At 66.2% G+C, this 24428-nt stretch carries 23 protein-coding genes; 10 read left to right on the top strand and 13 right to left on the bottom strand.

The genetic code is table 11. The annotated features are described in order from the left end of the window. Positions 1 to 27: 27 nt before the first annotated feature. A complete protein-coding gene (locus tag ACUDCK_RS08130; RefSeq protein ID WP_175168304.1) occupies positions 28 to 534 on the bottom strand; it encodes a GNAT family N-acetyltransferase in 507 nt (168 codons plus the stop codon). 106 nt (positions 535 to 640) lie between these two features. Between ACUDCK_RS08130 and ACUDCK_RS08125 the strand changes: the two genes are divergently transcribed. The 3 genes from ACUDCK_RS08125 (at position 641) to ACUDCK_RS08115 (ending at position 2882) form a co-directional block, all read left to right on the top strand. Beyond that, entirely contained in the window at positions 641 to 1003 is a 363-nt protein-coding gene (locus ACUDCK_RS08125; protein ID WP_054501331.1) for a hypothetical protein, read from the top strand. Positions 1004 to 1820: 817 nt separating this feature from the next. Further along, entirely contained in the window at positions 1821 to 2102 is a 282-nt protein-coding gene (locus tag ACUDCK_RS08120) for a hypothetical protein (RefSeq protein WP_116791106.1), read from the top strand. An 87-nt stretch (positions 2103 to 2189) separates the two neighbouring features. After that, positions 2190 to 2882, top strand: coding sequence for a cytochrome b/b6 domain-containing protein (locus tag ACUDCK_RS08115; protein WP_054501332.1), 693 nt, complete (start codon positions 2190 to 2192; stop codon positions 2880 to 2882). A gap of 109 nt (positions 2883 to 2991) precedes the next feature. Here ACUDCK_RS08115 and ACUDCK_RS08110 read toward each other — a convergent pair whose 3' ends face one another. Then, a complete protein-coding gene (locus ACUDCK_RS08110) occupies positions 2992 to 3450 on the bottom strand; it encodes a c-type cytochrome (protein ID WP_006393799.1) in 459 nt (152 codons plus the stop codon). Positions 3451 to 3506: 56 nt separating this feature from the next. Beyond that, on the bottom strand, positions 3507 to 4883 hold the full coding sequence (purB, locus tag ACUDCK_RS08105) for an adenylosuccinate lyase (protein ID WP_175142254.1): 1377 nt from the start codon (positions 4881 to 4883) through the stop codon (positions 3507 to 3509). Positions 4884 to 5044: 161 nt separating this feature from the next. On the opposite strand from purB, the gene ACUDCK_RS08100 reads away from it, so the two are divergent. Beyond that, entirely contained in the window at positions 5045 to 5656 is a 612-nt protein-coding gene (locus ACUDCK_RS08100) for a glutathione S-transferase (protein ID WP_054501334.1), read from the top strand. Between the two features lie 62 nt (positions 5657 to 5718). Here ACUDCK_RS08100 and ACUDCK_RS08095 read toward each other — a convergent pair whose 3' ends face one another. The 3 genes from ACUDCK_RS08095 to gcvA form a co-directional block, all read right to left on the bottom strand. Continuing rightward, positions 5719 to 6537 carry a sulfite exporter TauE/SafE family protein gene (locus ACUDCK_RS08095; protein ID WP_175168303.1) on the bottom strand — a complete coding sequence of 273 codons (819 nt, stop codon included), beginning with the start codon at positions 6535 to 6537 and terminating at the stop codon, positions 5719 to 5721. Positions 6538 to 6659: 122 nt separating this feature from the next. Next, positions 6660 to 7778 carry a tRNA 2-thiouridine(34) synthase MnmA gene (gene mnmA / locus ACUDCK_RS08090; protein ID WP_054501336.1) on the bottom strand — a complete coding sequence of 373 codons (1119 nt, stop codon included), beginning with the start codon at positions 7776 to 7778 and terminating at the stop codon, positions 6660 to 6662. A gap of 12 nt (positions 7779 to 7790) precedes the next feature. After that, positions 7791 to 8711: a transcriptional regulator GcvA gene (gene gcvA / locus ACUDCK_RS08085; RefSeq protein WP_064524172.1), complete on the bottom strand. Its 921-nt coding sequence runs from the start codon at positions 8709 to 8711 to the stop codon at positions 7791 to 7793. A 190-nt stretch (positions 8712 to 8901) separates the two neighbouring features. On the opposite strand from gcvA, the gene ACUDCK_RS08080 reads away from it, so the two are divergent. From ACUDCK_RS08080 to ACUDCK_RS08060, 5 genes are all read left to right on the top strand, one after another. Further along, positions 8902 to 9891 (top strand): Bug family tripartite tricarboxylate transporter substrate binding protein, encoded by a 990-nt coding sequence (locus ACUDCK_RS08080; protein ID WP_024068252.1) that lies wholly within the window; start codon positions 8902 to 8904, stop codon positions 9889 to 9891. A 70-nt stretch (positions 9892 to 9961) separates the two neighbouring features. After that, entirely contained in the window at positions 9962 to 10837 is an 876-nt protein-coding gene (locus ACUDCK_RS08075; protein WP_047992307.1) for an N-formylglutamate amidohydrolase, read from the top strand. Positions 10838 to 11022: 185 nt separating this feature from the next. After that, a complete protein-coding gene (locus ACUDCK_RS08070; RefSeq protein WP_054501339.1) occupies positions 11023 to 12141 on the top strand; it encodes a Re/Si-specific NAD(P)(+) transhydrogenase subunit alpha in 1119 nt (372 codons plus the stop codon). Between the two features lie 4 nt (positions 12142 to 12145). Next, on the top strand, positions 12146 to 12463 hold the full coding sequence (locus ACUDCK_RS08065) for an NAD(P) transhydrogenase subunit alpha (RefSeq protein WP_049072509.1): 318 nt from the start codon (positions 12146 to 12148) through the stop codon (positions 12461 to 12463). Next, entirely contained in the window at positions 12460 to 13899 is a 1440-nt protein-coding gene (locus tag ACUDCK_RS08060) for an NAD(P)(+) transhydrogenase (Re/Si-specific) subunit beta (RefSeq protein WP_054501340.1), read from the top strand. Before ACUDCK_RS08065 ends, ACUDCK_RS08060 begins: the two co-directional genes overlap by 4 nt. Before the next feature lie 83 nt (positions 13900 to 13982). Here ACUDCK_RS08060 and glcF read toward each other — a convergent pair whose 3' ends face one another. The 6 genes from glcF to tldD all read right to left on the bottom strand — a co-directional run bounded on the left by glcF (position 13983) and on the right by tldD (position 22426). Beyond that, positions 13983 to 15212: a glycolate oxidase subunit GlcF gene (gene glcF, locus ACUDCK_RS08055; RefSeq protein ID WP_064524175.1), complete on the bottom strand. Its 1230-nt coding sequence runs from the start codon at positions 15210 to 15212 to the stop codon at positions 13983 to 13985. 5 nt (positions 15213 to 15217) lie between these two features. Continuing rightward, the gene (gene glcE, locus ACUDCK_RS08050; RefSeq protein ID WP_054501342.1) at positions 15218 to 16321 is read right to left on the bottom strand and encodes a glycolate oxidase subunit GlcE; all 1104 of its coding nucleotides are present in this window, start codon (positions 16319 to 16321) and stop codon (positions 15218 to 15220) included. 12 nt (positions 16322 to 16333) lie between these two features. Further along, on the bottom strand, positions 16334 to 17833 hold the full coding sequence (locus tag ACUDCK_RS08045; protein ID WP_054501343.1) for an FAD-linked oxidase C-terminal domain-containing protein: 1500 nt from the start codon (positions 17831 to 17833) through the stop codon (positions 16334 to 16336). Positions 17834 to 18094: 261 nt separating this feature from the next. Then, positions 18095 to 19504 carry an FAD-binding oxidoreductase gene (locus ACUDCK_RS08040; protein WP_116791078.1) on the bottom strand — a complete coding sequence of 470 codons (1410 nt, stop codon included), beginning with the start codon at positions 19502 to 19504 and terminating at the stop codon, positions 18095 to 18097. 99 nt (positions 19505 to 19603) lie between these two features. Then, complete coding sequence (aroG, locus tag ACUDCK_RS08035; protein ID WP_054501345.1) at positions 19604 to 20677, bottom strand: 3-deoxy-7-phosphoheptulonate synthase AroG; 1074 nt, start codon at positions 20675 to 20677, stop codon at positions 19604 to 19606. A 288-nt stretch (positions 20678 to 20965) separates the two neighbouring features. After that, positions 20966 to 22426, bottom strand: a complete 1461-nt coding sequence (tldD, locus tag ACUDCK_RS08030; protein WP_054501346.1) for a metalloprotease TldD — start codon at positions 22424 to 22426, stop codon at positions 20966 to 20968. A 751-nt stretch (positions 22427 to 23177) separates the two neighbouring features. Here tldD and ACUDCK_RS08025 point away from each other — a divergent pair. Beyond that, positions 23178 to 23561 carry an H-NS histone family protein gene (locus ACUDCK_RS08025; protein WP_054473936.1) on the top strand — a complete coding sequence of 128 codons (384 nt, stop codon included), beginning with the start codon at positions 23178 to 23180 and terminating at the stop codon, positions 23559 to 23561. Between the two features lie 86 nt (positions 23562 to 23647). On the opposite strand, the gene ACUDCK_RS08020 is transcribed toward ACUDCK_RS08025, so the two are convergent. Next, on the bottom strand, positions 23648 to 24286 hold the full coding sequence (locus ACUDCK_RS08020) for a DUF4136 domain-containing protein (protein WP_175168302.1): 639 nt from the start codon (positions 24284 to 24286) through the stop codon (positions 23648 to 23650). Positions 24287 to 24428: the final 142 nt, after the last annotated feature.

Below are 24428 nucleotides of genomic sequence, written 5' to 3'. Positions count from 1 at the left end.
CGATATGACACAGGCGGCCCGGCGCGCTCAATCGAGCAACGCCAAACGCATCGCGCAGCGGCGGGCAGGATCGAATCCCGCGGCCGCCTCTTCCCGCAGCCGCGCGCGCAATGTCGGCGTCAATTGCGCCGCGGGCACTTCGACAAAACCGTGCCGCCGGTAGAACGGGCCATTCCAGGGCAATTCCCGGTCCGTCGTCAGGACGACCGAGTCGTACTCCCCCGCCGCCCGCGCGACCACCGCGCGCAGCAGCCCGCCGCCCAGGCCTTGGCCCTGCCAAGGCCTGGAGACCGACATTTCCAACAGAAACAGGTCGCCGTCCATCGGTTGCGCCAGCGCGAATCCCACGGGCCGGTCGCCGGCGTCCGCCGCGACCCACAGCAATCCCGCTGCGGCCGCATGCGCCAGCGTCGCTGTTGGCAGGGTTTCCCCCGTGGCCGCCCAGGCCATGGGCGTGCCGAGAAAGCGCTCGGCGGCGGAGCGCTCGATGTCGGGCAGCAAAGCAAGGTCGGCAGGATGGGCGCGTCGGATCATGGGGCATCAGTATGCCCCAGGCAGGCGGGCGGGGCCTGTCGTTACCCCCTAGAATGTCGGTTTGCCGGCCCGCCAGGGCCGCCCTTCCTCCTAGCCATCCCACGGAATGACTCAAGACGTTTCCCCCGACACCTGGGGCTTTGCCCAGCCCGACTGCCGCGGCGCCGCCGCGCTGCTGTATTTCATGAGCGACCTGGCGCGCGTGGCCAACCAGTACCTGCGCCCCGGCCGCCTGAGCCAGGAAGCGCTGGCCGACGCCCAGAAGGCTGTGGACGCGCTGCTGGAGCGCTATGTCGAGATCGAAGCCGCCCCCGAGGCCTTTGATGACGAACGCGTCGAACTGGCCCTGGAGACCGACACGCGCCCGGACGGTTCGACCGCCGCCCAGGTCGCGTTGCGGATGTCGCCGCGGCTGGAAGGCCTGATCATCGAAGCCCAGCGACAGGCGGCGGGCCCCACCAGCCACTGACAGGGAATCGCAGGCGAGTCGACGCCCCCTCGCCCGCGCTCCCTCTCGGTGCGACATGCCTGCTCCATCCAAAAACCCTTGCAAAATCACGGAACTAGATATAGAATGATTGATTGAGCCGAAAAGTGCTGGAAAAAGTACGGGAAGCGGCTCATATATTTGGCTCATATAGAGCTGCCCGATTGGCATCGTTATCGTTGCCCAACTGACTGGCCCGATATTGGCCTGATTTTCGGTTGTTCGCTTTGCCACGCATTTGGCATTTGGCCCGCTTGCCGGGCGCTTGCAAGAAATCCTTCCCTGGGTCCGGTTTTATCCGTTCTGCGACAGATAACCCTAACAACGCAGACTCGATTGATGCCATCATGATGAATGGCAAGATCATCCCGCCCAGGTTTTCGTCTTACGACAAACATTGCAGTTTTCTGATCATTTCGGCCTGATCGTTTCGGCCTGATCGAAAACCCTTATCCGCGGCCCTATCGGCGCGGTAAACCCGCGGCAACCCGCAGTAACCCCGCAGTAACCCATTCGCGGCGGCGACCCAACGCCACCGCCCGCCAGGAACGCCGTCCGTCATTGACCGACGCGGCCCGGCAACAAGCCGCAGGCGCATGCCCGCGGTCAGTACCTCCGCCACTGGCGTGACGCGCAACGCAAACCATGAGAATGCGCAAAACGCCGGCAACGGAGATGCGTTAGTGTCATGCATGACTCGGCACGCGAACAGGACGCGACGCGACAACGCCCGCGCCCGGTCCTCGCGGCATGCAATGCACGGCAATCCCATAACAAGAACTTGAAAGAGAACAACACCATGAATACTCGTTTCACGACCTCGGACCTGATCCGACGCCCGGCCCATACCAAGCTGGACAACATGCCGATCCACATCGGCGACATCGTTTATCTGCAACCGGCCCACGGCCCCGCCATTCGCGCCGCCGTGATCTTCAACGCGCCGATCGACGGCACGACCACGTACACCACCGAAGTGGTGCCGTGCGGGGCAGTCGCGCAAAAGGCGCCCGGCCAGCGCATCCGCTTCCGTCACGAGCACGTGCACCGCATCGAACCGGTGCGTCGCGCCGCTCGCTGAGCTAGCGCAAACCCGCCGCGGTCATGCCGCGGCGGCTTCATTTGTGCGTGATAAAGTCGCAGGCAACGCAGTCATCGCCCGACCATCATGCAAAACAACCGGCTTGCCATCCGCATCTGGGACCTTCCCACCCGCCTCTTCCACTGGGCGCTCGTCGTCTGTATCGTCGGCGCCTTCGTCAGCGTCAAGCTGGGCGGTCTGTACATGGATTGGCATGTGCGCTTCGGCTGCGTCGCGCTGGGCCTGATCATCTTCCGCCTGCTGTGGGGCTTTGTCGGCCCGCGCTATGCGCGCTTCGCGCAGTTCGTGCGCGGCCCGCGCGCGGTGGCCAGCTACCTCAAGGGCGCGGCCGCGCCCGCCGGCCACAATCCGCTGGGTGCGCTGTCGGTGCTGGCGCTGCTGCTGGTGATCGGTTTCCAGGCCGTGAGCGGCCTGTTCACTACCGACGACATCATGACCCAGGGCCCACTGTTCGGTCACGTCAGCGAATCCACCGCCAGCCTGCTGACCTCGTGGCACAAGCTCAACGAATGGGTCATCATCGGCCTGGTCGCCCTGCACTTGCTGGCCGTGGCCTGGTACGCGCTGGTGCGGCGCAAGCGGCTGGTGCGCGCCATCATCACCGGCAATGTCGACCCGAAAGACGTCCCGGCCGGCACCCCGCCGACCCAGGACGGGTTCGCGATCTGGCTGCGCGCCCTGATCCTGGGCGCCTGTGTCACCGGCCTGGTGCTGTGGATTCGCTCGCTGGAGATCGCCGCGGACATGTCGTTCTCGTAGCTGTCCGGCTCGCGCAGGGCCCGACAACCAAACCGCGCGCCAAAAGAAAAGCCCCTCGTTCGAGGGGCTTTTCGCATGCGACGGATGCGCCACGGAGGGCGCGGCCGGCTTACTTCTTCTTGCGGTAGGCGTCGTGACAGGCCTTGCAGCTCGCGCCCACGTCGCCGAAGGCGGCGCGCAGCTTGTCCAGGTCGCCGGCGTCGGCGGCGGCCGACAGCTTGACGATGTTGTCCTGGAACGCCTGCTGCTTCTGCTTGAAGCCGGCCGCGTCGCTCCAGATTTCCGGACGGGCATCGCCGCCTTCCGTGCCCGCGCCGAAAGCCGTCCACGGCAGCGCCGACAGGGTCTTGAGCACTTCGACGTTGGCCTTGATCTGGGCCGCGTCGTAGGGCGCCTGGCCCTTGATCACCGGCGTCATGCGGCCGAAGTGCGATGCCATCAGCGTCAGCGCCGACTGGCGGTACTTGACGGCGTCTTCGGGCTTGGCGAACTGCGCCTGGGCCGAGGTCGCCAGCAGCGACCCGACGGTCATACAGGCCAGCGCGGCGAGCGTGGACAACTTCTTCATTGCAATCTCCCGTAAGTACAACAAGAATGCCGCGCGCCCGGCGCGCGGCAAGGCGACTATACCGCCCGGGCCAGGTCCGCGGCCAGGCCGATATACGAACGCGGGGTCATCGCCAGCAGGCGCGCCTTGGGTTCGTCCGGCAGGGCCAGGGCCTGGATGAATTCTCGCAGGGCTTCCTCGGTGATGCCCTTGCCGCGCGTCAAGGCCTTGAGCTGTTCGTACGGCTGCGGCAGGCCATAGCGGCGCATGACAGTCTGCACCGGCTCGGCCAGCACTTCCCAGCAGGCGTCGATGTCGGCGTCGATCGCGGCGGCGTTGACTTCGAGCTTGCCCAGGCCGCGCATGCAGGCGTCCCACGCCACCAGGCAGTAGCCCAGGCCCACGCCCAGGTTGCGCAGCACGGTGGAGTCGGTCAGGTCGCGCTGCCAGCGGGAGATCGGCAGCTTGTCGGACAGGTGGCGCAGCACGGCGTTGGCCAGGCCCAGGTTGCCTTCGGAGTTTTCGAAGTCGATCGGGTTGACCTTGTGCGGCATGGTCGACGAACCGACCTCGCCTTCCTTCAGGCGCTGCTTGAAGTAGCCCAGGGCAACGTAGCCCCAGATGTCGCGGTCCAGGTCGAGCACGATGATGTTGGCGCGCACGATGGCGTCGAACAGCGCCGACATCCAGTCGTGCGGTTCGATCTGGATGGTGTGGCGGTTCTGGGTCAGTCCCAGGCCGGCGAGCACGCGCTGGCTGAAGGCGGGCCAGTCGATTTCAGGGTACGCCGACAGGTGGGCGTTGTAGTTGCCGGTGGCGCCGTTGAGCTTGGCCAGCGGCTCGACCGCTTCGACCGCGGCGATGGCGCGGTTCAGGCGCGCCGCGACGTTGGCGAATTCCTTGCCCAGCGTGGTCGGGCTGGCCGGCTGGCCATGGGTGCGCGACAGCATCGGCTGGTTGGCCTGGGCCACGGCCATGTCGTTGAGCTTGGCGGCGATTTCACGCAGGCGCGGCAGCACCACTTCGCTGCGGGCGCGCGACAGCATCAACGCGTGCGAGGTGTTGTTGATGTCCTCGGAGGTGCAGGCGAAATGGATGAATTCGGCCGCGGTGGCCAGCTCGGCGTGGTCGGCGACCTTTTCCTTGAGCCAGTATTCAACCGCCTTGACGTCGTGGTTGGTGACGCGTTCGATGTCCTTGATGCGGGCGGCGTCGGCCTCGGAGAAGTCGCGCACCAGTTGCTGCAGGCGGGCGCGGGCTTCCTGGGAGAAGGCGGGCAGTTCGGGCAGGCCGGCATCGGACAGGGCCACCAGCCAGGCCACCTCGACTTCGACGCGGTGGGCCATGAAGCCGGCCTCGGAGAGCAGCCCGCGCAGCGCGTCGCCGCGGGAGGCGTATCGGCCATCCAGTGGCGAAAGGGCGTTAAGTTGGCTAAGCTGGTCGGCGATTTGCATGGTCTGGGAAAGAAAAAGCGGCGGATGGGAAAACCCGGCGATTTTATCATTCAGGGCCGCGCAACATTGTGGCAAACTGGACGGGATTCCGTCCCGCGGACGGTTTGGCCGTCATGCGGCCTGCTATACTTCGGCCGCTTTCCGACTCCGCTTGTGAATCCATGAAACTGATCGGCTCGCTTACCAGTCCATACGTGCGCAAGGTGCGTATCGTCATGGCCGAGAAAAAGCTGGATTACCGGCTCGAACTCGAAAACGTCTGGTCCGCCGACACGCAGATCCAAACGTACAACCCCCTGGGCAAGGTGCCCTGCCTGGTCATGGAAGATGGCGGCGCCCTGTTCGATTCGCGCGTCATCGTCGAATACCTGGACACCTTGTCCCCCGTCGCCCGCCTGATTCCGCAGCCGGGCCGCGATCGCGCGGCCGTCAAGTGCTGGGAAGCCATCGCCGATGGCCTGCTGGATGCGTGCGTCACCATCGTCAAGGAAAAGCAGCGCCCCGAGGCGCAGCGCAGCCCCGAATGGATCGAACGCCAGTACGGCAAGATCCGCGCCAGCCTGGACGCCATGGACAAGAGCCTGGGCGACAACGCCCACTGCATGGGCATCAACTACAGCCTGGCCGACATCGCCGTGGGCTGTGCCCTGGGCTACCTGGACCTGCGCTTCGCCGAACTCGACTGGCGCGCCAACCACCCCAACCTGGCGCGCCTGTACGACAAGCTGTCGCAGCGCCAGTCGTTCGTGGACACCATCCCCAAGACGGCCTGACGCGCCTCCGGCGCCCACCCGCAACGCTCCGGCCGCCTCGCGCGGCCGGTTTCACGTCCGGCTCAGGCCGAGAATGCCTGGCCGGCCTTGAACAGCATGTAGGCCGCCAGCGCAAACAGCAGGCAGGCGAACACCCGCTTCAGCGTCTGCACCGGCAGGCGGTGCGCCATGCGCGCGCCCAGCGGCGCCGTCAGGACGCTGATGCACACCAGCACCAGCAGGGCCGGCCAGTAGATGTAACCCAGCATGCCGGGTCGGGTCGCGCCCTCGTTCAGGCCCGACACGACGTAGCCGATGCTGTTGGCCAGCGCGATGGGAAAGCCCAGCGCCGCCGAGGTCGAAACCGCGTTGTGCAGCGCCACGTTGCACCAGACCATGAACGGCACCGACAGGAAGCCGCCGCCCGCCCCCACCAGCCCCGACAGGAAGCCGATGCCGGCGCCGGCCGCGCTGGTGCCTATCACGCCGGGCATCTGGCGGCTCGGCTTGGGCTTCTTGTTGCGCAGCATGTTCCAGCCGGAATAGCCCACGAACAGCGCGAAGAACAGCGAGAGCCACAGGGTGCTGAGCGCCGCGAACACCGCGCCGCCCGACAGCAGGCCGCCCAGGATGATGCCCGGCGCCATGGCCCAGACGATCGGCCACTTGATGGTGCCCTTCTGCTGGTGCGCGCGCACGCTGGAGATCGAGGTGAACAGGATCGAGGTCATCGAGGTGGCGATGGCGGCGTGCACCACCAGGTCGGCCGGCATGCCCTTCCAGGCGAACAGCATCGTCAGGAACGGCACCAGCAGCATGCCGCCGCCGATGCCCAGCAAGCCCGCCGCGAAACCCGCCACCGCGCCCAGCGCCAGCAGGCAAATCACCATCGTTACATCCACATCCCTCTCCTCGTTGTCGGCGTGCGCCGTTTTTCATGAGCCAGGCCCCGCGGACGCGACGCCCGCGGGGCCTGGCTGGAACTGCTATCGGTATGGCGGCGGCCCGTGGCGGGCCGGGTTGCCTAGACGATGATGCCGCCGCCCAGGCAGATATCGCCATCGTAAAGCACCGCGGATTGCCCGGGCGTGACCGCCCATTGCGGCTCGACGAAGTCGAGCGTGAAGCCTGCGGCGGTCGCATCACCCAGCCGGCAAGCCGCATCGGCCTGGCGGTACCGCGTCTTGGCGCCGTATTCCCCGGCGGCGGGCGCCTGCCCGGCCACCCAACTGACGTCCTGCGCCCGCAGCGAGCCGGACAGCAACCAGGGATGGTCGTGCCCCTGCACCACGTAGAGCACGTTGCGTTCCAGATCCTTGCGCGCCACGTACCAGGCCTCGGCCGTGCCGTCCTCGCGCTGACGGCCCTTCACGCCGCCCACGCCCAGGCCCTTGCGCTGGCCCAGCGTGTAGAACGACAGGCCCTCGTGGCGTCCGACCTTCTGCCCCTCGGGCGTCAGGATCGGGCCCGGCTCGGTCGGCAGGTAGCGGTTGAGGAACTCGCGGAACGGCCGCTCGCCGATGAAGCAGATGCCGGTGGAGTCCTTCTTGGCCGCGTTGTGCAGGCCGATCTCGTGCGCGATGCGGCGCACTTCGGTCTTGTGGATCTCACCCAGAGGGAACAGGGTGCGCGACAGTTGCGCCTGGTTCAGCCGGTGCAGGAAATAGCTCTGGTCCTTGGACCCGTCCAGCGCCTTGAGCAGCTCGAAGCGCGATCCGCCGCCCTCGGCCGCCACTTCGCGCACGCGGGCGTAATGGCCGGTGGCGATGTGTTCGGCGCCCAGCGCCATGGCGTGGTCGAGGAAGGCCTTGAACTTGATCTCGGCATTGCACAGCACGTCCGGGTTGGGCGTGCGGCCGGCCGAGTATTCGCGCAGGAATTCCGCGAACACGCGGTCCTTGTATTCGGCGGCGAAATTGACGTATTCGAATTCCACGCCGACGAGGTCGGCCACGCTGGCCGCGTCCAGCAGATCCTGGCGGGTGGAGCAGTATTCGGAATCGTCGTCGTCTTCCCAGTTCTTCATGAACAGGCCGACGACCTCGTAGCCTTGCTGCTTGAGCAGCCAGGCGGTGACCGAAGAATCGACCCCGCCGGACATGCCGACGACAACGCGGCCCTTCTTGGTGGATGTTTGACTCATGATGATGCCATTTTACTGTGGGCTGGCCGCGTCCTGCGGCTGCGGCTCGGCCGCCCGCGAGACCTCCATCAGCCAGGTCCGGAACGCCTGCAGCGTCGGCAGGTTGGCCTTCTGGTCCGGGTAGCACAGGTAATAGCCCATGCGCGCGCGGATCGGTAGCTGCATCGCCACCGCCAGCTTGCCGTCGCGCAGTTCGTCCTCGATCAGGCAGCGCGGGATCAGCGCCACGCCGAAACCGGCGGCTGCCGCCTGCGACAGCAGCGCATACTGGTCGAAGCGCGCTCCTTCCAGACTGCGCCGGCTGTCGCAGCCGGCCTGCTCGAACCAGTCGCGCCAGCCTTCCAGGGCCGAGGTGTGATGCAGCAGGGGGTAGGCCAGCAGGTCCGCCGGCGTGCTACAGCCGCCCGGAATCAGGCGCGGGCTGCAGACCGGCAGGATCTCGCGGCCGACGATGTAGTCGGCGCCGCTGCCCGGCCAGATGCCTTCGCCGAAACGGACGGCGGCGTCCAGTTCGGGCGAGGAAAAGTCATAGCCCTGGCGATGCGGCAGGAATTCCACGTGGATGTCGGGCCGCAGCCGCATGAAAGCCGTGAGACGCGGAATCAGCCAGCGCGCGCCGAAGGTCGGCATACAGGTCAGGTTGAGCGTGCCGCCCTGCCCCTGGTGCGCGATCAGCTCGACGGTGGCGGCTTCGATCTGCCCCAACCCGGCCTGCACCTTGGTCAGATAGCTGCGGCCGGCCTCGGTCAGGACCAGGCCTTGCCTGATGCGCAGGAATAGTTCGACGCCAACGAACTCCTCCAGGTGTTTCACTTGCTTACTCACTGCGCCCTGCGTGACGCACAGTTCCTGGGCGGCGCGGGTGAAGCTGCTATGCCTGGCGGCGACTTCGAAAGCCTGCAGGTCGGTGAGGGAAGGACAGAACCGTCTCATGGGATAGCGCCTCGGCACCGGGGTTTCCGGCAGACGAAGTTACAAAAAGAAACTCCACCGAAAGAGAGGCATGAAAAAAAGTCATAGCTTAAGGAGAAACTTTCGTTTGTGCAAACCAGGGTTGCACGAAAGAATCTTGCTGTTTGCGTCTGCCTTTTGCGCATCCGCGTTCCAATTCATAGGGGAATTCATGCAACGCCGTAATGTAGTCCTGGGCCTGTGTGTCGCCGCCGCGACCCTGGCCACGCCGCTGACCTCGGGCATCGCCCATGCCGAGGACGCCTACCCGAGCAAGCCGATCCGCCTGATCGTGCCGTTCCCGCCCGGGGGCACCACCGACATCGTCGGCCGCCTGTTCGCCGACAAGCTCGGCAAGGAACTGAACCAGACCGTCGTGGTGGAAAACCGCGGCGGCGCCGGCGGTTCCATCGGCAGCGCCTTCGTCGCCAGCAGCGCGCCGGACGGCTACACACTGGGCATCGCCACCGTCAGCACGCACGGCATCAACCCGGCCATCTACCCGAACCTGCCGTTCGATGGCGAGAAGGACTTCACGCCGGTTTCGAACCTGGCCGCCGTGCCGAACATCATGACCATCAACCCGAAGGTGCAGGCCAAGGACATGGCCGAGTTCATCAAGCTGGCCAAGAGCCAGCCGGGCAAGCTGACGTACGCCTCGGCCGGCAACGGCTCGGTCTCGCACATGATGGGCGAACTGTTCAAGATGGCCTCGGGCACCGACCTGATGCACGTGCCCTATCGTGGCGTGGGCCCGGCGCTGAACGACGCGCTGGCCGGCCAGGTCGACGTCATGTATGACAACCTGCCGTCCACCCTGCCGCACGTGCAGTCCGGCCGCCTGATCGCCATGGCTGTCGCCGCGCCCAAGCGCGTGGCCAGCCTGCCGAACGTGCCCACCTTCGCCGAAGTCGGCCTGCCCGCCGTCAACGACGCCTCGTGGTTCGGCCTGGTCGCCCCGGCCAAGCTGCCCGCCCCGATCCTGGCCAAGCTGAACGCCGCCGTGCAGAAGGTCAGCGCCGAAGCCGACGTCAAGTCGCGCCTGGAAGCGCTGGGCGCCGAACCGGCCGCCAACAGCCCGGAAGCGTTTGCCAAGCAGATCTCGGCCGAGATCGCCAAGAACAAGCGCATCGCCAAAGAAGCCAATGTGAAGATCGACTGAGCGATCTTCGATCCCCGCCGCGCCCGCGCGGCGCGCGGGGATCTCCGATTCACGAACGCAATACCCCCATATGCGAATTACCCAACCCCTGTCCTATCGGCTCGACCTCCCGCAGCAATATCCGAACTCGGCGCCCTCGGCCCCGCTGGTGCTGGACTCCCCGCACAGCGGCACCACCTACCCGCCCGACTTCGCGCCCGCGGTCGATTTTGGCGCCTTGCGCACGGCCGAGGACACCTGGGTTGACGATCTGTGGGGCGACGCCATCGACATGGGCGTGCCCATGATCGCCGCGAGCTTTCCGCGCGCCTATATCGACGCCAATCGCGCCCCCGACGAAATCGACGAACTGCTGCTGGACCAGGCCTGGCCCGGCGCGGTCAACGCCTCGCCCAAGGTCAAGCTGGGCAAGGGCCTGATCTGGCGCATGCTGGATGACGGCACGCCGCTGTACGACCGCAAGCTGAGCGTCGAGGAAGTGACGCACCGCATCGAGGCCTGCTGGAAGCCGTACCACGCCGCCCTCGGCCAGGTGCTCGACAGCGCCCACCAGAAGTTCGGCAAGGTCTGGCACATCAACTGCCACTCCATGCCCAGCGTCGCCGGCGCCTACGCCACCGACCGTCCCGGCCTGGTCCACCCCGACTTCGTGCTGGGCGACCGCGACGGCAGCACCAGCGACCCGGCCTTCCGCGAATTCATCGCGGCCTGGCTGCGCGAGCGCGGCTACAACGTGACCGTGAACGATCCCTACAAGGGCGTCGAACTGGTGCGCGCCTTCGGCCGCCCCGAAGAAGGCCGCCACAGCCTGCAGATCGAGATCAACCGCAAGCTCTACATGGACGAGGTCAGCCTGCGTCCGTCGGCCAATTATGGCCGCCTCAAGGCCGACCTGCGCGACCTCACCGCCGCGCTGATCGACTGGACTCGCGCGCAGACGGCCTGACGCCGGACGCCTGCGCGCCAGTGCCGGCCAGCAGCCCGTTGTCAGTCTGGCCGGTATGACCGGGGCGCGAGCCCCAAAAGCCCCATGGTTAACCCCATGGGGCTTTTCTTTTGGACGGCGCGCAAACTCCTCCCCGGGGCGTATATCCGTTATAACTACGGCGAACCTTCTGAGGAGAAGCGTCGATGCACATCGGGATACCAAGGGAAACCCGAGACGGGGAAACCCGTGTCGCAGCAACACCGGAGACCGTCAAGAAGTACGTGGGCGGCAAACACACCGTTGTCGTGGAGCGTGGCGCGGGCACCGCGGCGCGCTATCTGGATGAAGCCTACGAGGCCGCCGGCGCCACGCTCGGCAGCGCCCAGGAGGCCTTGGGGGCGGAGCTGGTCATGAAGGTTCGCGCGCCCTCCGCGGTCGAACTGCCGCAGATGAAGGCCGGCGCCGTGGTCATCGGCATGCTCGATCCCTTCGACGCCGAGGGCCTCGCGCAGATGGCCGCGGCCGGCCTGACCGGCTTCGCGCTGGAAGCCGCGCCCCGCATCACCCGCGCGCAGAGCCTGGACGTGCTGTCGTCGCAGGCCAACCTGGCCGGCTACAAGGCCGTGCTGCTGGCGGCCCACCACTACGGCCGCCTGATCCCCATGATGATGACCGCCGCCGGCACCCTCAAGGCCGCGCGCGCGGTGGTGCTGGGCACCGGCGTCGCAGGCCTGCAGGCCATCGCCACGGCCAAGCGCCTGGGCGCGGTGGTCGAGGCCTCCGACGTGCGGCCGGCCGCGCGCGAGCAGGTCGAATCGCTCGGCGCCAAGTTCATCGACGTGCCGTTCGAGACCGACGAAGAACGCGAGATCGCGCAGGGCGTGGGCGGTTACGCCCGCCCCATGCCGCCGGCCTGGATGGCGCGGCAGGCGGCGCTGGTGTCGGAGCGCTGCAAGCAGGCCGACATCGTCATCACCACCGCGCTCATCCCGGGCCGGCCCGCGCCGACGCTGGTGTCGGCCGAGACGGTCGCGGCCATGAAGCCCGGCTCGGTGCTGGTGGACCTGGCGGTCGAGCGCGGCGGCAACTGCCCGCTGTCCGAAAAAGGCAAGGTGGTCGAAAAGCACGGCGTGACCCTGGTGGGGCTGACCAACCTGCCCGGCCTGGTCGCGACGGACGCGTCGGCGCTCTACGCCCGCAACATCCTCGACTTCCTGAAACTCATCATCAATGCGGACGGCGCGCTGGCGATCCAGCGCGACGATGAAATCGTGGCGGCCTGCCTGGTGTGCGAAGGCGGCAATGTGACGCGCAGGAGCTGACAGCATGGAAGCGATCAACCCCACCCTGATGAATCTCATCATCTTCGTGCTGGCCATCTACGTCGGCTACCACGTGGTCTGGAACGTCACCCCCGCGCTGCACACGCCATTGATGGCGGTGACCAACGCGATCTCGGCCATCATCATCGTCGGCGCCATGCTGGCGGCGGCGCTGACCGAAGGCGGACTGGCGCGCGGCATGGGCGTGTTCGCCGTGGCGCTGGCCGCGGTCAACGTGTTCGGCGGCTTCCTGGTCACGCGGCGCATGCTGGAGATGTTCAAGAAGAAAGAGAAGAAGCCGGCCAAGGAGGACGCGAAATGATCTCGCTGAACCTCGTCACGCTGCTTTACCTGATTGCGTCGGTCTGCTTCATCCAGGCGCTCAAGGGCCTGTCGCATCCAACAACGTCGCGCCTGGGCAATGCCTTCGGCATGGCCGGCATGGCGATCGCGGTGCTGACCACCGGCGCGCTCATCGTCGGCCTGGCGCGCAGCGGCACCGCCGGCATCGGGTTGGGCTGGGTGCTGCTGGGCCTCTTGGTCGGCGGCTCCATCGGCACGCTGATGGCCAAGCGCGTCGAAATGACCAAGATGCCCGAGCTGGTCGCATTCATGCACAGCATGATCGGCCTGGCGGCGGTCGCCATCGCGGTCGCGGTGGTGGCCGAGCCGCACGCCTTCGGCATCGTCGCCGCCGGCACGCTGATCCCCACCGGCAACCGCTTCGAACTGTTCATCGGCACCTTCGTCGGCGCCATTACTTTCTCGGGCTCGGTGATCGCCTTCGGCAAGCTGTCGGGCAAGTACAAGTTCCGGCTGTTCCAGGGCGCGCCGGTGGTGTTCGCCGGCCAGCACATGCTGAACCTGGCGCTGGCGCTGCTGATGCTGGCGATGGGCGTGTGGTTCATGCTGACGCAGGCCTGGACTCCGTTCATCATCATGACGCTGATCGCCTTCGTGCTGGGCGTGCTGATCATCATCCCGATCGGCGGCGCCGACATGCCGGTGGTGGTGTCGATGCTGAACAGCTATTCGGGCTGGGCGGCGGCGGGCATCGGCTTCTCGCTCAACAACCCGATGCTGATCATCGCCGGCTCGCTGGTGGGTTCGTCCGGCGCCATCCTCTCGTACATCATGTGCAAGGCGATGAACCGCTCGTTCTTCAACGTGATCCTGGGCGGCTTCGGCGGCCAGGCCGGCGAGGCCGCGGCGGCGGGCGGCGGCCAGCAACGCAGCGTCAAGTCGGGCAGCCCTGACGACGCGGCCTTCCTGATGACCAACGCCGAGAGCGTCACCATCGTGCCGGGCTACGGCCTGGCGGTGGCGCGCGCCCAGCACGCGCTCAAGGAACTGGCCGAAAAGCTCACCGAGCGCGGCGTGACGGTCAAGTACGCGATCCACCCGGTCGCCGGCCGCATGCCGGGCCATATGAACGTGCTGCTGGCCGAGGCGGAAGTGCCTTACGACCAGGTCTTCGAGATGGAAGACATCAACAGCGAGTTCGGCCAGACCGACGTGGTGCTGGTGCTGGGCGCCAACGACGTGGTCAACCCGGCGGCCAAGAACGATCCCAAGTCGCCGATTGCCGGCATGCCGATCCTGGAAGCCTACAAGGCCCGCACCGTGATCGTGAACAAGCGTTCGATGGCTTCGGGCTACGCCGGCCTGGACAACGAGCTCTTCTACATGGACCGCACGATGATGGTCTTCGGCGACGCCAAGAAAGTGCTGGAAGACATGGTCAAGGCGGTGGAATGATGCGCCGGCCCCGCGATGCGTGCGCATCGCGGCGTCTTTCCCCGACGCGCGCTCCAGAGGATTCCCGCGACGCGGCGGCCGGCCTAGGCGCGGGCCAGTTGCTCGTCCACCACTTCGATCCAGTGCCGCACCGGCGTGCCGGTGCCGCTCTGCAAATGGCCGATGCAACCGATGTTGGCCGACAGGATCACATCCGGCGCGGCCGGCGCGATGGCGCCCAGCTTGCGGTCGCGCAGCGCCAGCGCGATCTCCGGATTGAGCACCGAATAGGCCCCGGCCGAGCCGCAGCACAGGTGCTGTTCAGCGAACGGCTGCAGCTCGAAGCCAAGATCGGCCAGCAACCGCTCCGACAAAGGCCGCAGGCCCTGCCAGTGCTGCAGCGTGCAGGGCGGATGGAACGCCGCCCGCACCCGCTTTTCCGACAGTCGCTGGCGTAGCTCATCGGCCTGCGGCGCGACGATTTCCGCCACATCCTTCACCAGCGCCACGATGTCCGCGGCGCGCTGCGCGTAGGCCGGATCGTGACGCAGGTGATGGGCGTATTCCTTGACCATGGCGCCGCAGCCCGATGCATTCATGACGATGGCCTCGACCGCGCCATCGCGCACCAGCGGCCACCACGCGTCGACGTTGGCGCGCATCTGGTCCAGCGCGGCCGCCTGCGCGTCCAGGTGGAAACTGGCCGCGCCGCAGCAGCCCGCGCCGGGCGCGATGCGCGCGCCGATGCCGATGGCGTTGAGCACGCGGATGGTGGCGGCGTCGATCGACGGCATCATCGACGGCTGCACGCAACCGGCCAGCATCAGCACCTGGCGCGTGTGGCCCTCCACCTGCGGCAACGCGCCGGCCGGACGCCGCTCGGGCACCTTGCGCTTGAGCGATTCCGGCAGGACGCCGCGCACCGCCTGCCCCAGGCGCATGGCCGGCCCGAACAGCGGCGACAGCATGGCCCGGCGCAGCATCTTGCGCTTGGCCTTCTCGGCCCACGGCCGCGGCACCCGCTCCTCGACGATCTGGCGGCCGATGTCCACCAGATGCCCATATTCCACGCCCGACGGGCAGGTGGTTTCGCAATTGCGGCAGGTCAGGCAGCGGTCCAGATGCTGTTGGGTCGATTGCGTCGGTTCGGCGCCTTCCAGCACCTGTTTGATCAGGTAGATGCGGCCGCGAGGGCTGTCGAGCTCGTCGCCCAGCACCTGGTAGGTCGGACAGGTGGCCGTGCAGAAGCCGCAATGCACGCAGCGCCGCAGGATCGCATCGGCCTCTTTGCCCAGGTCGGTATCGCGGGCCCAGGCTGCCAGATTGGTTTGCATGATGCCTATAGCTCCAGGACCAGCCGGCCGGGGTTGAACAACCCCGCCGGATCGAGTTCTTGCTTGAGGCGGCGCGTGATCAACGCCACGCCCGGCGACAGCGGATGGAACACGCCGTCGGCCGGCGGCCGCGTGCCGGCCAGACGGAACAGCGTTGCATGGCCGCCCAGCCGTTGCGCCAGTTCGCGCAGCTCGGTGGCGTCCCGCGCCCCCGACAGCCAGCGCTGGCCGCCGCCCCACTCCAGCAGGGCCTGCCCGCTGCCGATCGCTGCCGCCGTCGGCGGCAAAGCCAGCCGCCACAAGGGCTGTCCCGGCGCGAAGAACGGATGGGTCTGTTCGCGCAAGCCGGTCCACCAGGCCTGCGCCGCCTCCGGCGCCAGGGGATCGCCGCCGATCACCTGCCGCGCGCCGGCGATGGCCGGCGGCGCGCCCGACAGGCGCACATGCATCTGGCCTTCCTCGTCAGCGCCGCCGACCCAACTGGTCGCCGAAATCGGCAAGGGTTTGCCGCGCCACAGGGCGAAGCTGGCCAGCGCCTGGGCCTGCGTCGCCGGCAACGCCAGCGTCAGTTCCTCCATCGGCCGAGGCACGACCTTGAGTGACACTTCGAGGATCGCGCCGAAGATGCCATGCGAACCGGCCAGCAGCCGCGACACGTCGTAGCCCGCCACGTTCTTCATGACCTCGCCGCCGAACGACAGCACACGGCCGTCCGAATCCAGCAACTGCGCGCCAAGCACGAAGTCGCGCAAGGCGCCGGCGCTCATGCGGCGCGGTCCCGACAGGCCCGCGGCCACACAGCCGCCAACGGTGGCGGCGGGCGAGAAATGCGGCGGCTCGAAGGCCAGCATCTGGCCGTGTTCGGCCAGCGCCGCCTCCAGCTCCGCCAGCGGCGTGCCGGCCCTGACCGTCACCACCAGTTCCGACGGGTGATAGCTGACGATGCCGCGATACGGGGTCATGTCGAGCAGGCAATGGCCATCCTGCGGCGTCACTGGCCGGTAGTTGCCGTAGAACGCCTTGCTGCCGCCGCCCATGACGAACAGCGGCTTGTGACCGGCGCGAGCCGTCATGACCTGGTCGCACAATTCCGACAGGACGAAATCCATGGGAGGGACGTCCTAGAAGCGTGCGAGATCCGGAAAGCGCAGCTCGCCCGCGTGTACGTGCATCTTGCCGTACTCGGCGCAGCGGGCCAGCGTAGGGATGACCTTTTCGGGGTTGAGCAGGCACGGCGGATCGAATGCCCGCTTGACCGCCAGGAACGCGTCGAGTTCTTCGCGAGAGAATTGCACGCACATTTGATTTATTTTCTCCATTCCCACACCGTGCTCTCCAGTCACGGTTCCTCCCACCTGCACGCACAGTTCGAGTATGGCCGCGCCGAACTTCTCGGCGCGTTCCACTTCGTCCGGTTTATTCGAATCGAACAGGATCAACGGATGCAGGTTGCCATCGCCCGCATGGAACACGTTGGCGCAGCGCAGGCCGAACTCGTCTTCCATTTGCTCGATGGCGCCCAGCACCCGGGCGAGATGACGGCGCGGAATCGTGCCGTCCATGCAGTAGTAATCGGGCGACACGCGCCCGGCGGCGGGAAACGCGTTCTTGCGCCCCGCCCAGAATTTGAGCCGCTCGGCCTCCGAGGCCGACACCTGGCAGCGGGTCGAGCCGGCCGCGCGGAAGATGGCTTCCATGCGCGCGATCTCGTGCGCCACTTCCTCTGGCGTGCCGTCGGATTCGCACAGCAGGATGGCCTGCGCATCCATGTCGTAGCCGGCGCGCACGAAGGGTTCGACCATATGCGTCGCGCGCCGGTCCATCATCTCCAGCCCGGCGGGAATGATGCCATCGGCGATCACCCGCGTCACCGCGTTGCCCGCGGCCTCGACGCTGGCGAAACTGGCCATCACCACCTGGGCGCAGGCCGGCTTGGGAATCAGCTTGACCGTCACCTCGGTCACCACGCCCAGCATGCCTTCTGAGCCGATGAACACCGACAGCAGGTCCAGCCCCGGCGCGTCCGGCGCCTCCGAGCCCAGCTCGACCACGTCGCCGTCGATCGTGACCATGCGCACCCGCAGCACGTTGTGCACTGTGAGGCCGTATTTCAGGCAATGCACCCCGCCCGAATTCTCGGCGACGTTGCCGCCGATCGAACAGGCGATCTGGCTCGACGGATCGGGCGCGTAGTACAGCCCGTAGGGCGCCGCGGCTTCCGAAATGGCCAGGTTGCGCACCCCGGGTTCGACCACCGCGGTCGCGCTGGCCAGGTCGATGTGCTTGATGCGATTGAACTTGGACAGGCCCAGCAGCACGCCCTGGCTGTGCGGCATCGCGCCGCCCGACAGGCCGGTGCCGGCGCCGCGCGCCACCAGCGGCGCATTCAGGCGCTTGCAGATGCGCATCACCGCCTGCACCTGTTCCTCGGTCTCGGGCAAGGCCACCACTGCGGGCAATGCGCGGTAGAGCGACAGGCCGTCGCACTCGTAGGGGCGCGTGTCCTCTTCACGAAACAGCACGCAATGCGACGGCAGCGCGGCCGACAACGCCTCGACGAGTTGCTGCAACGAATAAGGCGCCTGCGCTTGTGCCAGGCCGGTTTCGACCAGTGAATTCATGAGCGCAACAATAGCGCGACCGCTGGCTGGACGCAGGCCGGGATTTACCCGCATCCTGCGTACAGCCAACGGCCGCGCGGCCCCGCAGAAGTAACCAGCCGTAAAGCCCCTGCGCATCGCGTGGACAAGCGCGTCGCGCCCCCGGCACCATTCCCACTCATTGAGAACGCCTGTCGGCCGCGCGGGCTGCCCGTTCCCGCTGGCCGAAAAAAAACCGGCGGGTCATCCCCGCCGGCCTTGATCCGCGTCCCTCCGGACGACTCACCAGGAAACGATCTTGCCCGGGTTGAGGATGTTGTTCGGATCGAACGCATGCTTGAGGCTGCGCATCAGATCCAGCGCGTCATCGCCATGCTCTTCGGCCATGAACTGCATCTTGTGCAGGCCGATGCCATGCTCGCCGGTGCAGGTGCCATCCGCGGCGATGGCGCGCCGCACCAGGTTGTGGTTGATGGCCTCGGACTCCTGCCATTCGCGCTCGCTGTCGGCGTCCAGCAGCATCAGCACGTGGAAGTTGCCGTCGCCGACGTGGCCGACGATGGTGTACGGGAAGCTGGCGCGGTCCAGTTCCTCGACGGTGTCGCGCACGCAGTCAGCCAGGCGCGAGATCGGCACGCAGACGTCGGTGGTGCTGGCGCGGCAGCCGGGGCGCAGTTGCAGGCCGGCGAAGTAGGCGTTGTGGCGCGCGGTCCACAGGCGGCTGCGGTCCTCGGGGCGCTCGGCCCATTCGAAATCCATGCCGCCATGCTCGGCGGTGATGGCCTGCACGGTCTCGGCCTGCTCCTGCACGCCCGCCGGACTGCCGTGGAATTCGAACACCAGCAGCGGCGTCTCGCGCAGCGTCAGCTTGCTGTGGAGGTTGACGGCGCGCACGCTGGCCGCGTCCATGAACTCGACGCGCGCCACCGGCACGCCCATCTGGATGATCTCGATCACGCTCTGCACCGCGGCATCGAGCGTGGGGAAGTTGCAGACCGCGGCCGACACGGCCTCGGGTTGCGGATACAGGCGCACGGTGACTTCGGTGATGATGCCGAGCGTGCCTTCGCTGCCGACGAATATGCGGGTCAGGTCGTAGCCGGCCGAGGACTTGCGGGCGCGGCCGGCTGTGCGCACGATGCGGCCATCGGCGGTGACCACGGTCAGCGACATGACGTTTTCGCGCATGGTGCCGTAGCGCACGGCGTTGGTGCCGGAGGCGCGCGTGGCGGCCATGCCGCCCAGGCTGGCGTCGGCGCCCGGATCGATCGGAAAGAACAGGCCGGTGCTGCGGATCTCTTCATTGAGTTGCTTGCGCAGCACGCCGGCCTGCACGGTGGCGGTCAGGTCTTCGGCGTTGACGGCCAGCACCTTGTTCATCTGCGACAGATCCAGGCTGATACCGCCCTGGATCGCCAGGATGTGGCCTTCCAGCGACGAACCCGCGCCGTAGGGGATCAGCGGCACGCGGTGTTGGTTGCACAGCTTGGCGACCTCGGCGACTTCCTCGGTGCTCTGGGCGAAGACCACCGCGTCGGGCAGCATCGCGGGATACGGCGACTCGTCGCGGCCATGGTGCTCGCGCACCGCGGCGGATTCGGAGAAACGGTCGCCAAAACGGGCGCGCAGGGCCTCGAGACAAGCGGCCGGCACCGCGCGGCGCAACGATTCGGCGTGCAAGGGAGCGTTCATGATCAGCGGGTTCTCGGATGGGGGAATCCGGATATTCTACGCCGCCCGCCTTGCTGCGCTGCAAACCGCCCGGACGGGGCGGCTTGCAGCAATCAGGACTTACTTGCCGGAGGTCAGCGCGACCCGGCGGCGCTCGCGCACGGCCTGGGCCAGGCGATCGAGCACGGCGACCGACGCGTCCCAGTCGATGCAGCCGTCCGTGATGCTCTGGCCGTAGACCAGCGGTTCGCCCGGCACCATGTCCTGACGGCCTCCCAGCAGATGGCTTTCGACCATCACGCCGACCAGCCGCGCATCGCCCGCTTCCATCTGGCGCGCCACGTCCTCGATGACCAGCGGCTGGTTCTCGGGCTTCTTGCTGCTGTTGGCGTGGCTGGCGTCGATCATGACGCGTTGGGCCAGGCCCGCCTTGGACATGTCCTGGCAGGCCGCCTCGACGCTGGCGGCGTCGTAGTTGGGCGTCTTGCCGCCGCGCAGGATGACGTGACAGTCTTCATTGCCCGCGGTCGAAACGATGGCCGAATGCCCGCCCTTGGTCACCGACAGGAAATGGTGCGGCTGGGACGCCGCCTTGATCGCGTCCACGGCGATCTTCACGTTGCCGTCCGTGCCGTTCTTGAAACCCACCGGACACGACAGGCCGGATGCCAGTTCACGATGCACCTGGCTCTCCGTCGTGCGCGCGCCGATCGCCCCCCAGGAGACCAGGTCCGCAATGTACTGCGGCGTAATCATGTCCAGGAATTCGCACCCCGCCGGCAATCCCAGGCTGTTGATGTCCAGCAGCAGCTCGCGCGCCACGCGCACGCCCTTGTTGATGTCGAAGCTGCCGTCCAGGTCCGGATCGTTGATCAGCCCCTTCCAACCGACAGTGGTGCGAGGCTTCTCGAAATACACGCGCATCACGATTTCCAGATCCGCGCTGAGGCGGTCGCGCACCGGCTTCAGGCGCTTGGCGTATTCGATCGCGGCGCGGGTGTCGTGGATCGAACACGGGCCGATCACGACGATCATGCGGTCGTCCATGCCATGCAGGATGCGGTGCATCGACTGCCGGGCGGCGAACACGGTGTCGGAAGCTTCCTTGGTGCAGGCGAACTCACGCATGACGTGCGCGGGCGGATTGAGCTCTTTGATTTCTCGGATGCGAAGGTCGTCGGTATTGTGTGACACGGTACTGCTCCTGGGTTTCCCGCCACCGGGATTGCATCCCGGGGGGTTCCTCAAACTGACGGCACAAAAAAAGCCGCCAGTTCGCTGGCGGCTTTTTTGGGGGGATTCTTTCCAAACTTCAGATTGAGCGCTTCCCTTCCTCCGCCAGCGGCTTCAGAAAACCAAAAAAATAAAAGTAAAAGGCGGGGGAAGCGAATTTCATGGGAAAAGACTCTAGCACACTTTTTTCGGGCCGTCACGCCAGTTTGCGGCGCGGCGTGGCGGCCCCGCAGGCTGCCTGGCGACCGGTCAGGCCGTCCCGCCGACGGTCAGGCCTTCCATGCGGACCGTAGGCATGCCCACGCCCACCGGCACGCTCTGGCCGTCCTTGCCGCACGTGCCCACGCCCGAATCCAGCTTCAGGTCGTCGCCGATCATGCTGACGCGGGTCATGGCGTCGGGACCGTTGCCGATCAGGGTGGCGCCCTTGACCGGATAGGTGATCTTGCCGTCTTCGATCATGTAGGCCTCGGAGGCCGAGAACACAAACTTGCCGTTGGTGATGTCGACCTGGCCGCCGCCGAAATTGGCCGCATACAGCCCACGCTTGACGGACGAGATGATCTCCTCGGGCGCCTTGTCGCCGGCCAGCATGTAGGTATTGGTCATGCGCGGCATGGGCAGGTGCGCGAACGATTCGCGGCGGCCGTTGCCGGTGGCCGCGGTCTTCATCAGCCGCGCGTTCAGCGTGTCCTGCATGTAGCCGCGCAGGATCCCATCCTCGATCAGCACGTTGCGCTGGGTGGCGTTGCCCTCGTCGTCGATGTTGAGCGAACCGCGGCGATCCGGAATGGTGCCGTCGTCGACCACCGTGACCCCCTTGGAGGCGACGCGTTCACCGATACGCCCGGAGAACACGCTGGAACCCTTGCGGTTGAAATCGCCTTCCAGGCCGTGGCCGACGGCTTCGTGCAGCAGAATGCCGGGCCAGCCCGAACCCAGCACCACCGTCATTTCACCCGCGGGCGCCGGACGCGCCTCCAGGTTGACCAGCGCTTCGTGCACGGCGCGCTCAACGTAGCCCTGCAGCATTTCGTCCGTGAAATATGCCAGCCCCAGGCGGCCACCGCCGCCGGCATGGCCCATTTCGCGGCGGCCATTGCGTTCGGCGATGACGGTCAGCGACAGGCGCACCAGCGGCCGCACGTCAGCGGCCAGGCGGCCATCGCTGCCCGCCACCAGCACCACGTCATACTCGGCGCCCAGGCCGGCCATGACCTGGATCACGTGCGGATCGCGGGCCCGCGCCATGCGTTCGACGCGTTCGAGCAGCGCCACCTTTTCGGGTGCGCTCAGGGTCGCCACCGGATCGATGTCGGCATACAGGCTGCGGCCCATTTCGGCTTCGACCTGCGCCGCCACCTTGACCTTGCCGGCGCCGCGGCGGGCAATGCCGCGCACCGCGTGCGCCGAGGACAGCAAGGCATCGGCCGAGAGCGAATCGGAATAGGCGAACGCGGTTTTCTCGCCGCTGACGGCGCGCACGCCAACGCCCTGGCTGATGGAGAAGCTGCCGGTCTTGACGATGCCCTCTTCCAGGCTCCAGCCCTCGCTGCGGGTGTACTGGAAATACAGGTCGGCATAGTCGACCTTGTGGGTGAAGATTTCGCCAAGGGCGCGCGCCATATCGGCCTCGGTCAACCCCCACGGGTCGAGCAGGAGCGATTTGGCGGTAGCCAGAGATGCAATAGCGGGATCGATGATTTTCATAGGACTCTGTTCGGGGGCGCCGGCGCGACGAACGCGGCAGCCAGGACGCTCAAGGCTATATCGTACCGCCGACAAGGGGGTGGCGTCGCGGCCGCCGTTTATTGTCTATCAAGTTAACCAATTGGAACCGCTCCCATACCCGCGGGGGGCGTTCCGAAAAAATAACCTCTGCCCGGGCGCCCGCCCCTTTGCTCGCCGGCCGGACGCCCTATCGAACTTGTCATACAACGCAACAGCAAAATGAAAATGGCGTAAAAAAGTCCTCCCCGCAAACGGCCGCGCATATCATTCCCGATGGCTGGGAATGAAAATCCGCATACCCCTGGAAACCCCCGTGTCATAGGGATCGCGTCCAGTCGTCCTACCACTTGTGGAAACTCGTGTATTTGCCGCCGGCATCGACCCGGCATACGAAAATTACAGGCTTACGACACACTGAAAAGTGGGCATCCTCTGCCCATCCGCTCGCTTCGTGAAACAAAAACGCGCATTTCCCAACACGCAATGTTGCATTCGTCCGCCCTGTGAACCAAACGGCCGGTTGTTTCATTTAGTCCCAAATTTGAGAATATCATTCCCAATACTTGTTCATGGCGCAAACCCGCTAGCCTAAAGACTTTCCGGCCGTTTTGATACAAAGTAATTAGACCAAAACAGCGGCAAAGGGACGTCAAATTCTGTATTATGCGAAGCACAACAAATAAACATAACTCCGCCGGCGATTAAAGCAGTTCCATAATCAGGAATAACCATGGCCCGAGAAACCTACGCAGCTCTGCAAGCAAAGATCGAAAAGGAAATCAACAAGCTCCAAAAGAAGGCTGAAGTCCTCCAAACCAAGCGCCGCAAGCCGGTCATCGCCTCGATCATCACGTCGATGCGCGAGTACGACATCACCCCCGAAGAAATCGCCGCCGCCTTTGGCGCCGGCAAGCCCGTCCGTGCCACCCCCAGCGGCCGCCGCAAGGCTGGCGCCGCTGTCCGCCCGGCCAACGCCGCCAAACGCGCCGTTGCGCCCAAGTACCGTCATCCCCAAACCGGGGAGACCTGGAGCGGTCGTGGCAAGGCCCCCCGCTGGCTCGCCGCCGAAGAAGCATCCGGCGCCACGCGCGACAGTTTCCTCATCAAAGAATAAAACCTATTATTCAGTAAGAAAAAATAAATGCGCACCAAATTGGTGCGCATTTTTTATTTTATGACTGTCTTTTGGCGTGGCAAAAACTACTGGACCGGGAACTGGATTTCGCGCTCGGCGCCATTATTTCCCGGGAATCCGTCAAATATTGCCCGTACCAGATACGGCATCATCCGCACGAAATTGTCCCGTTCGCTGAGTACGAAGGCGCTGGAACGGTAGACCTCGGCTCCGCCCCGCTGGCTGTCGTGGATCTGCAGCGTGAGCGTGTTGCGCTGGACCACCATGGGCACGTCGACCCAATCCGGGCCCCAATAGCCGTAGTAGCCGCCCCACGGCCGCGGACCGTAGAAACCGCCATAGCCATAACCGCCATTGAAATACGGATCGTACGGACGCCGCACCATCACCTGCGTCTGGCTCGTGCCATAACGGAACGAGACATCGAAACGGGCCTTGGCGCCCGGCTGGGCTTCCACCAGCCCGGTCGCGCCGATGCCGGCGCGCACCATGTCCTGGTATGACTGGTATTCGAGATTATTGGCTTGCGATGGCTCGGCCGGCACGAATTGGTAAGTCTGGCCTTCGACGCCTGTCGGCCACTGCTGGAAGGAGGTGACGCGCGCCGACACGGTGGGGGTGGCACATCCGCTCAGCACCAGCGCCCCCAATACAGCCAGGACGGCCGCCCAACGGCCGGTATTGAACGGGGAAGAACGAGACATTTGCAACTCCTCATTGCGCGACGGCGCCCATCATACTGAGCTTTGACCGCGCGGGCCCCCAAAAGTTTACGCCGGGCGGGTGCGTCCGGCGCCTGTGTCTGTCAGGCCTCACACTACAATAGGACTCTCGTTCATACAGGAC

This window comes from Achromobacter sp. CF-sbj1-Ac2-l (assembly GCF_052698165.1).
Note: the sequence above shows the minus strand (reverse complement) of the source record. Positions and strands in the feature narration are given on the sequence as shown.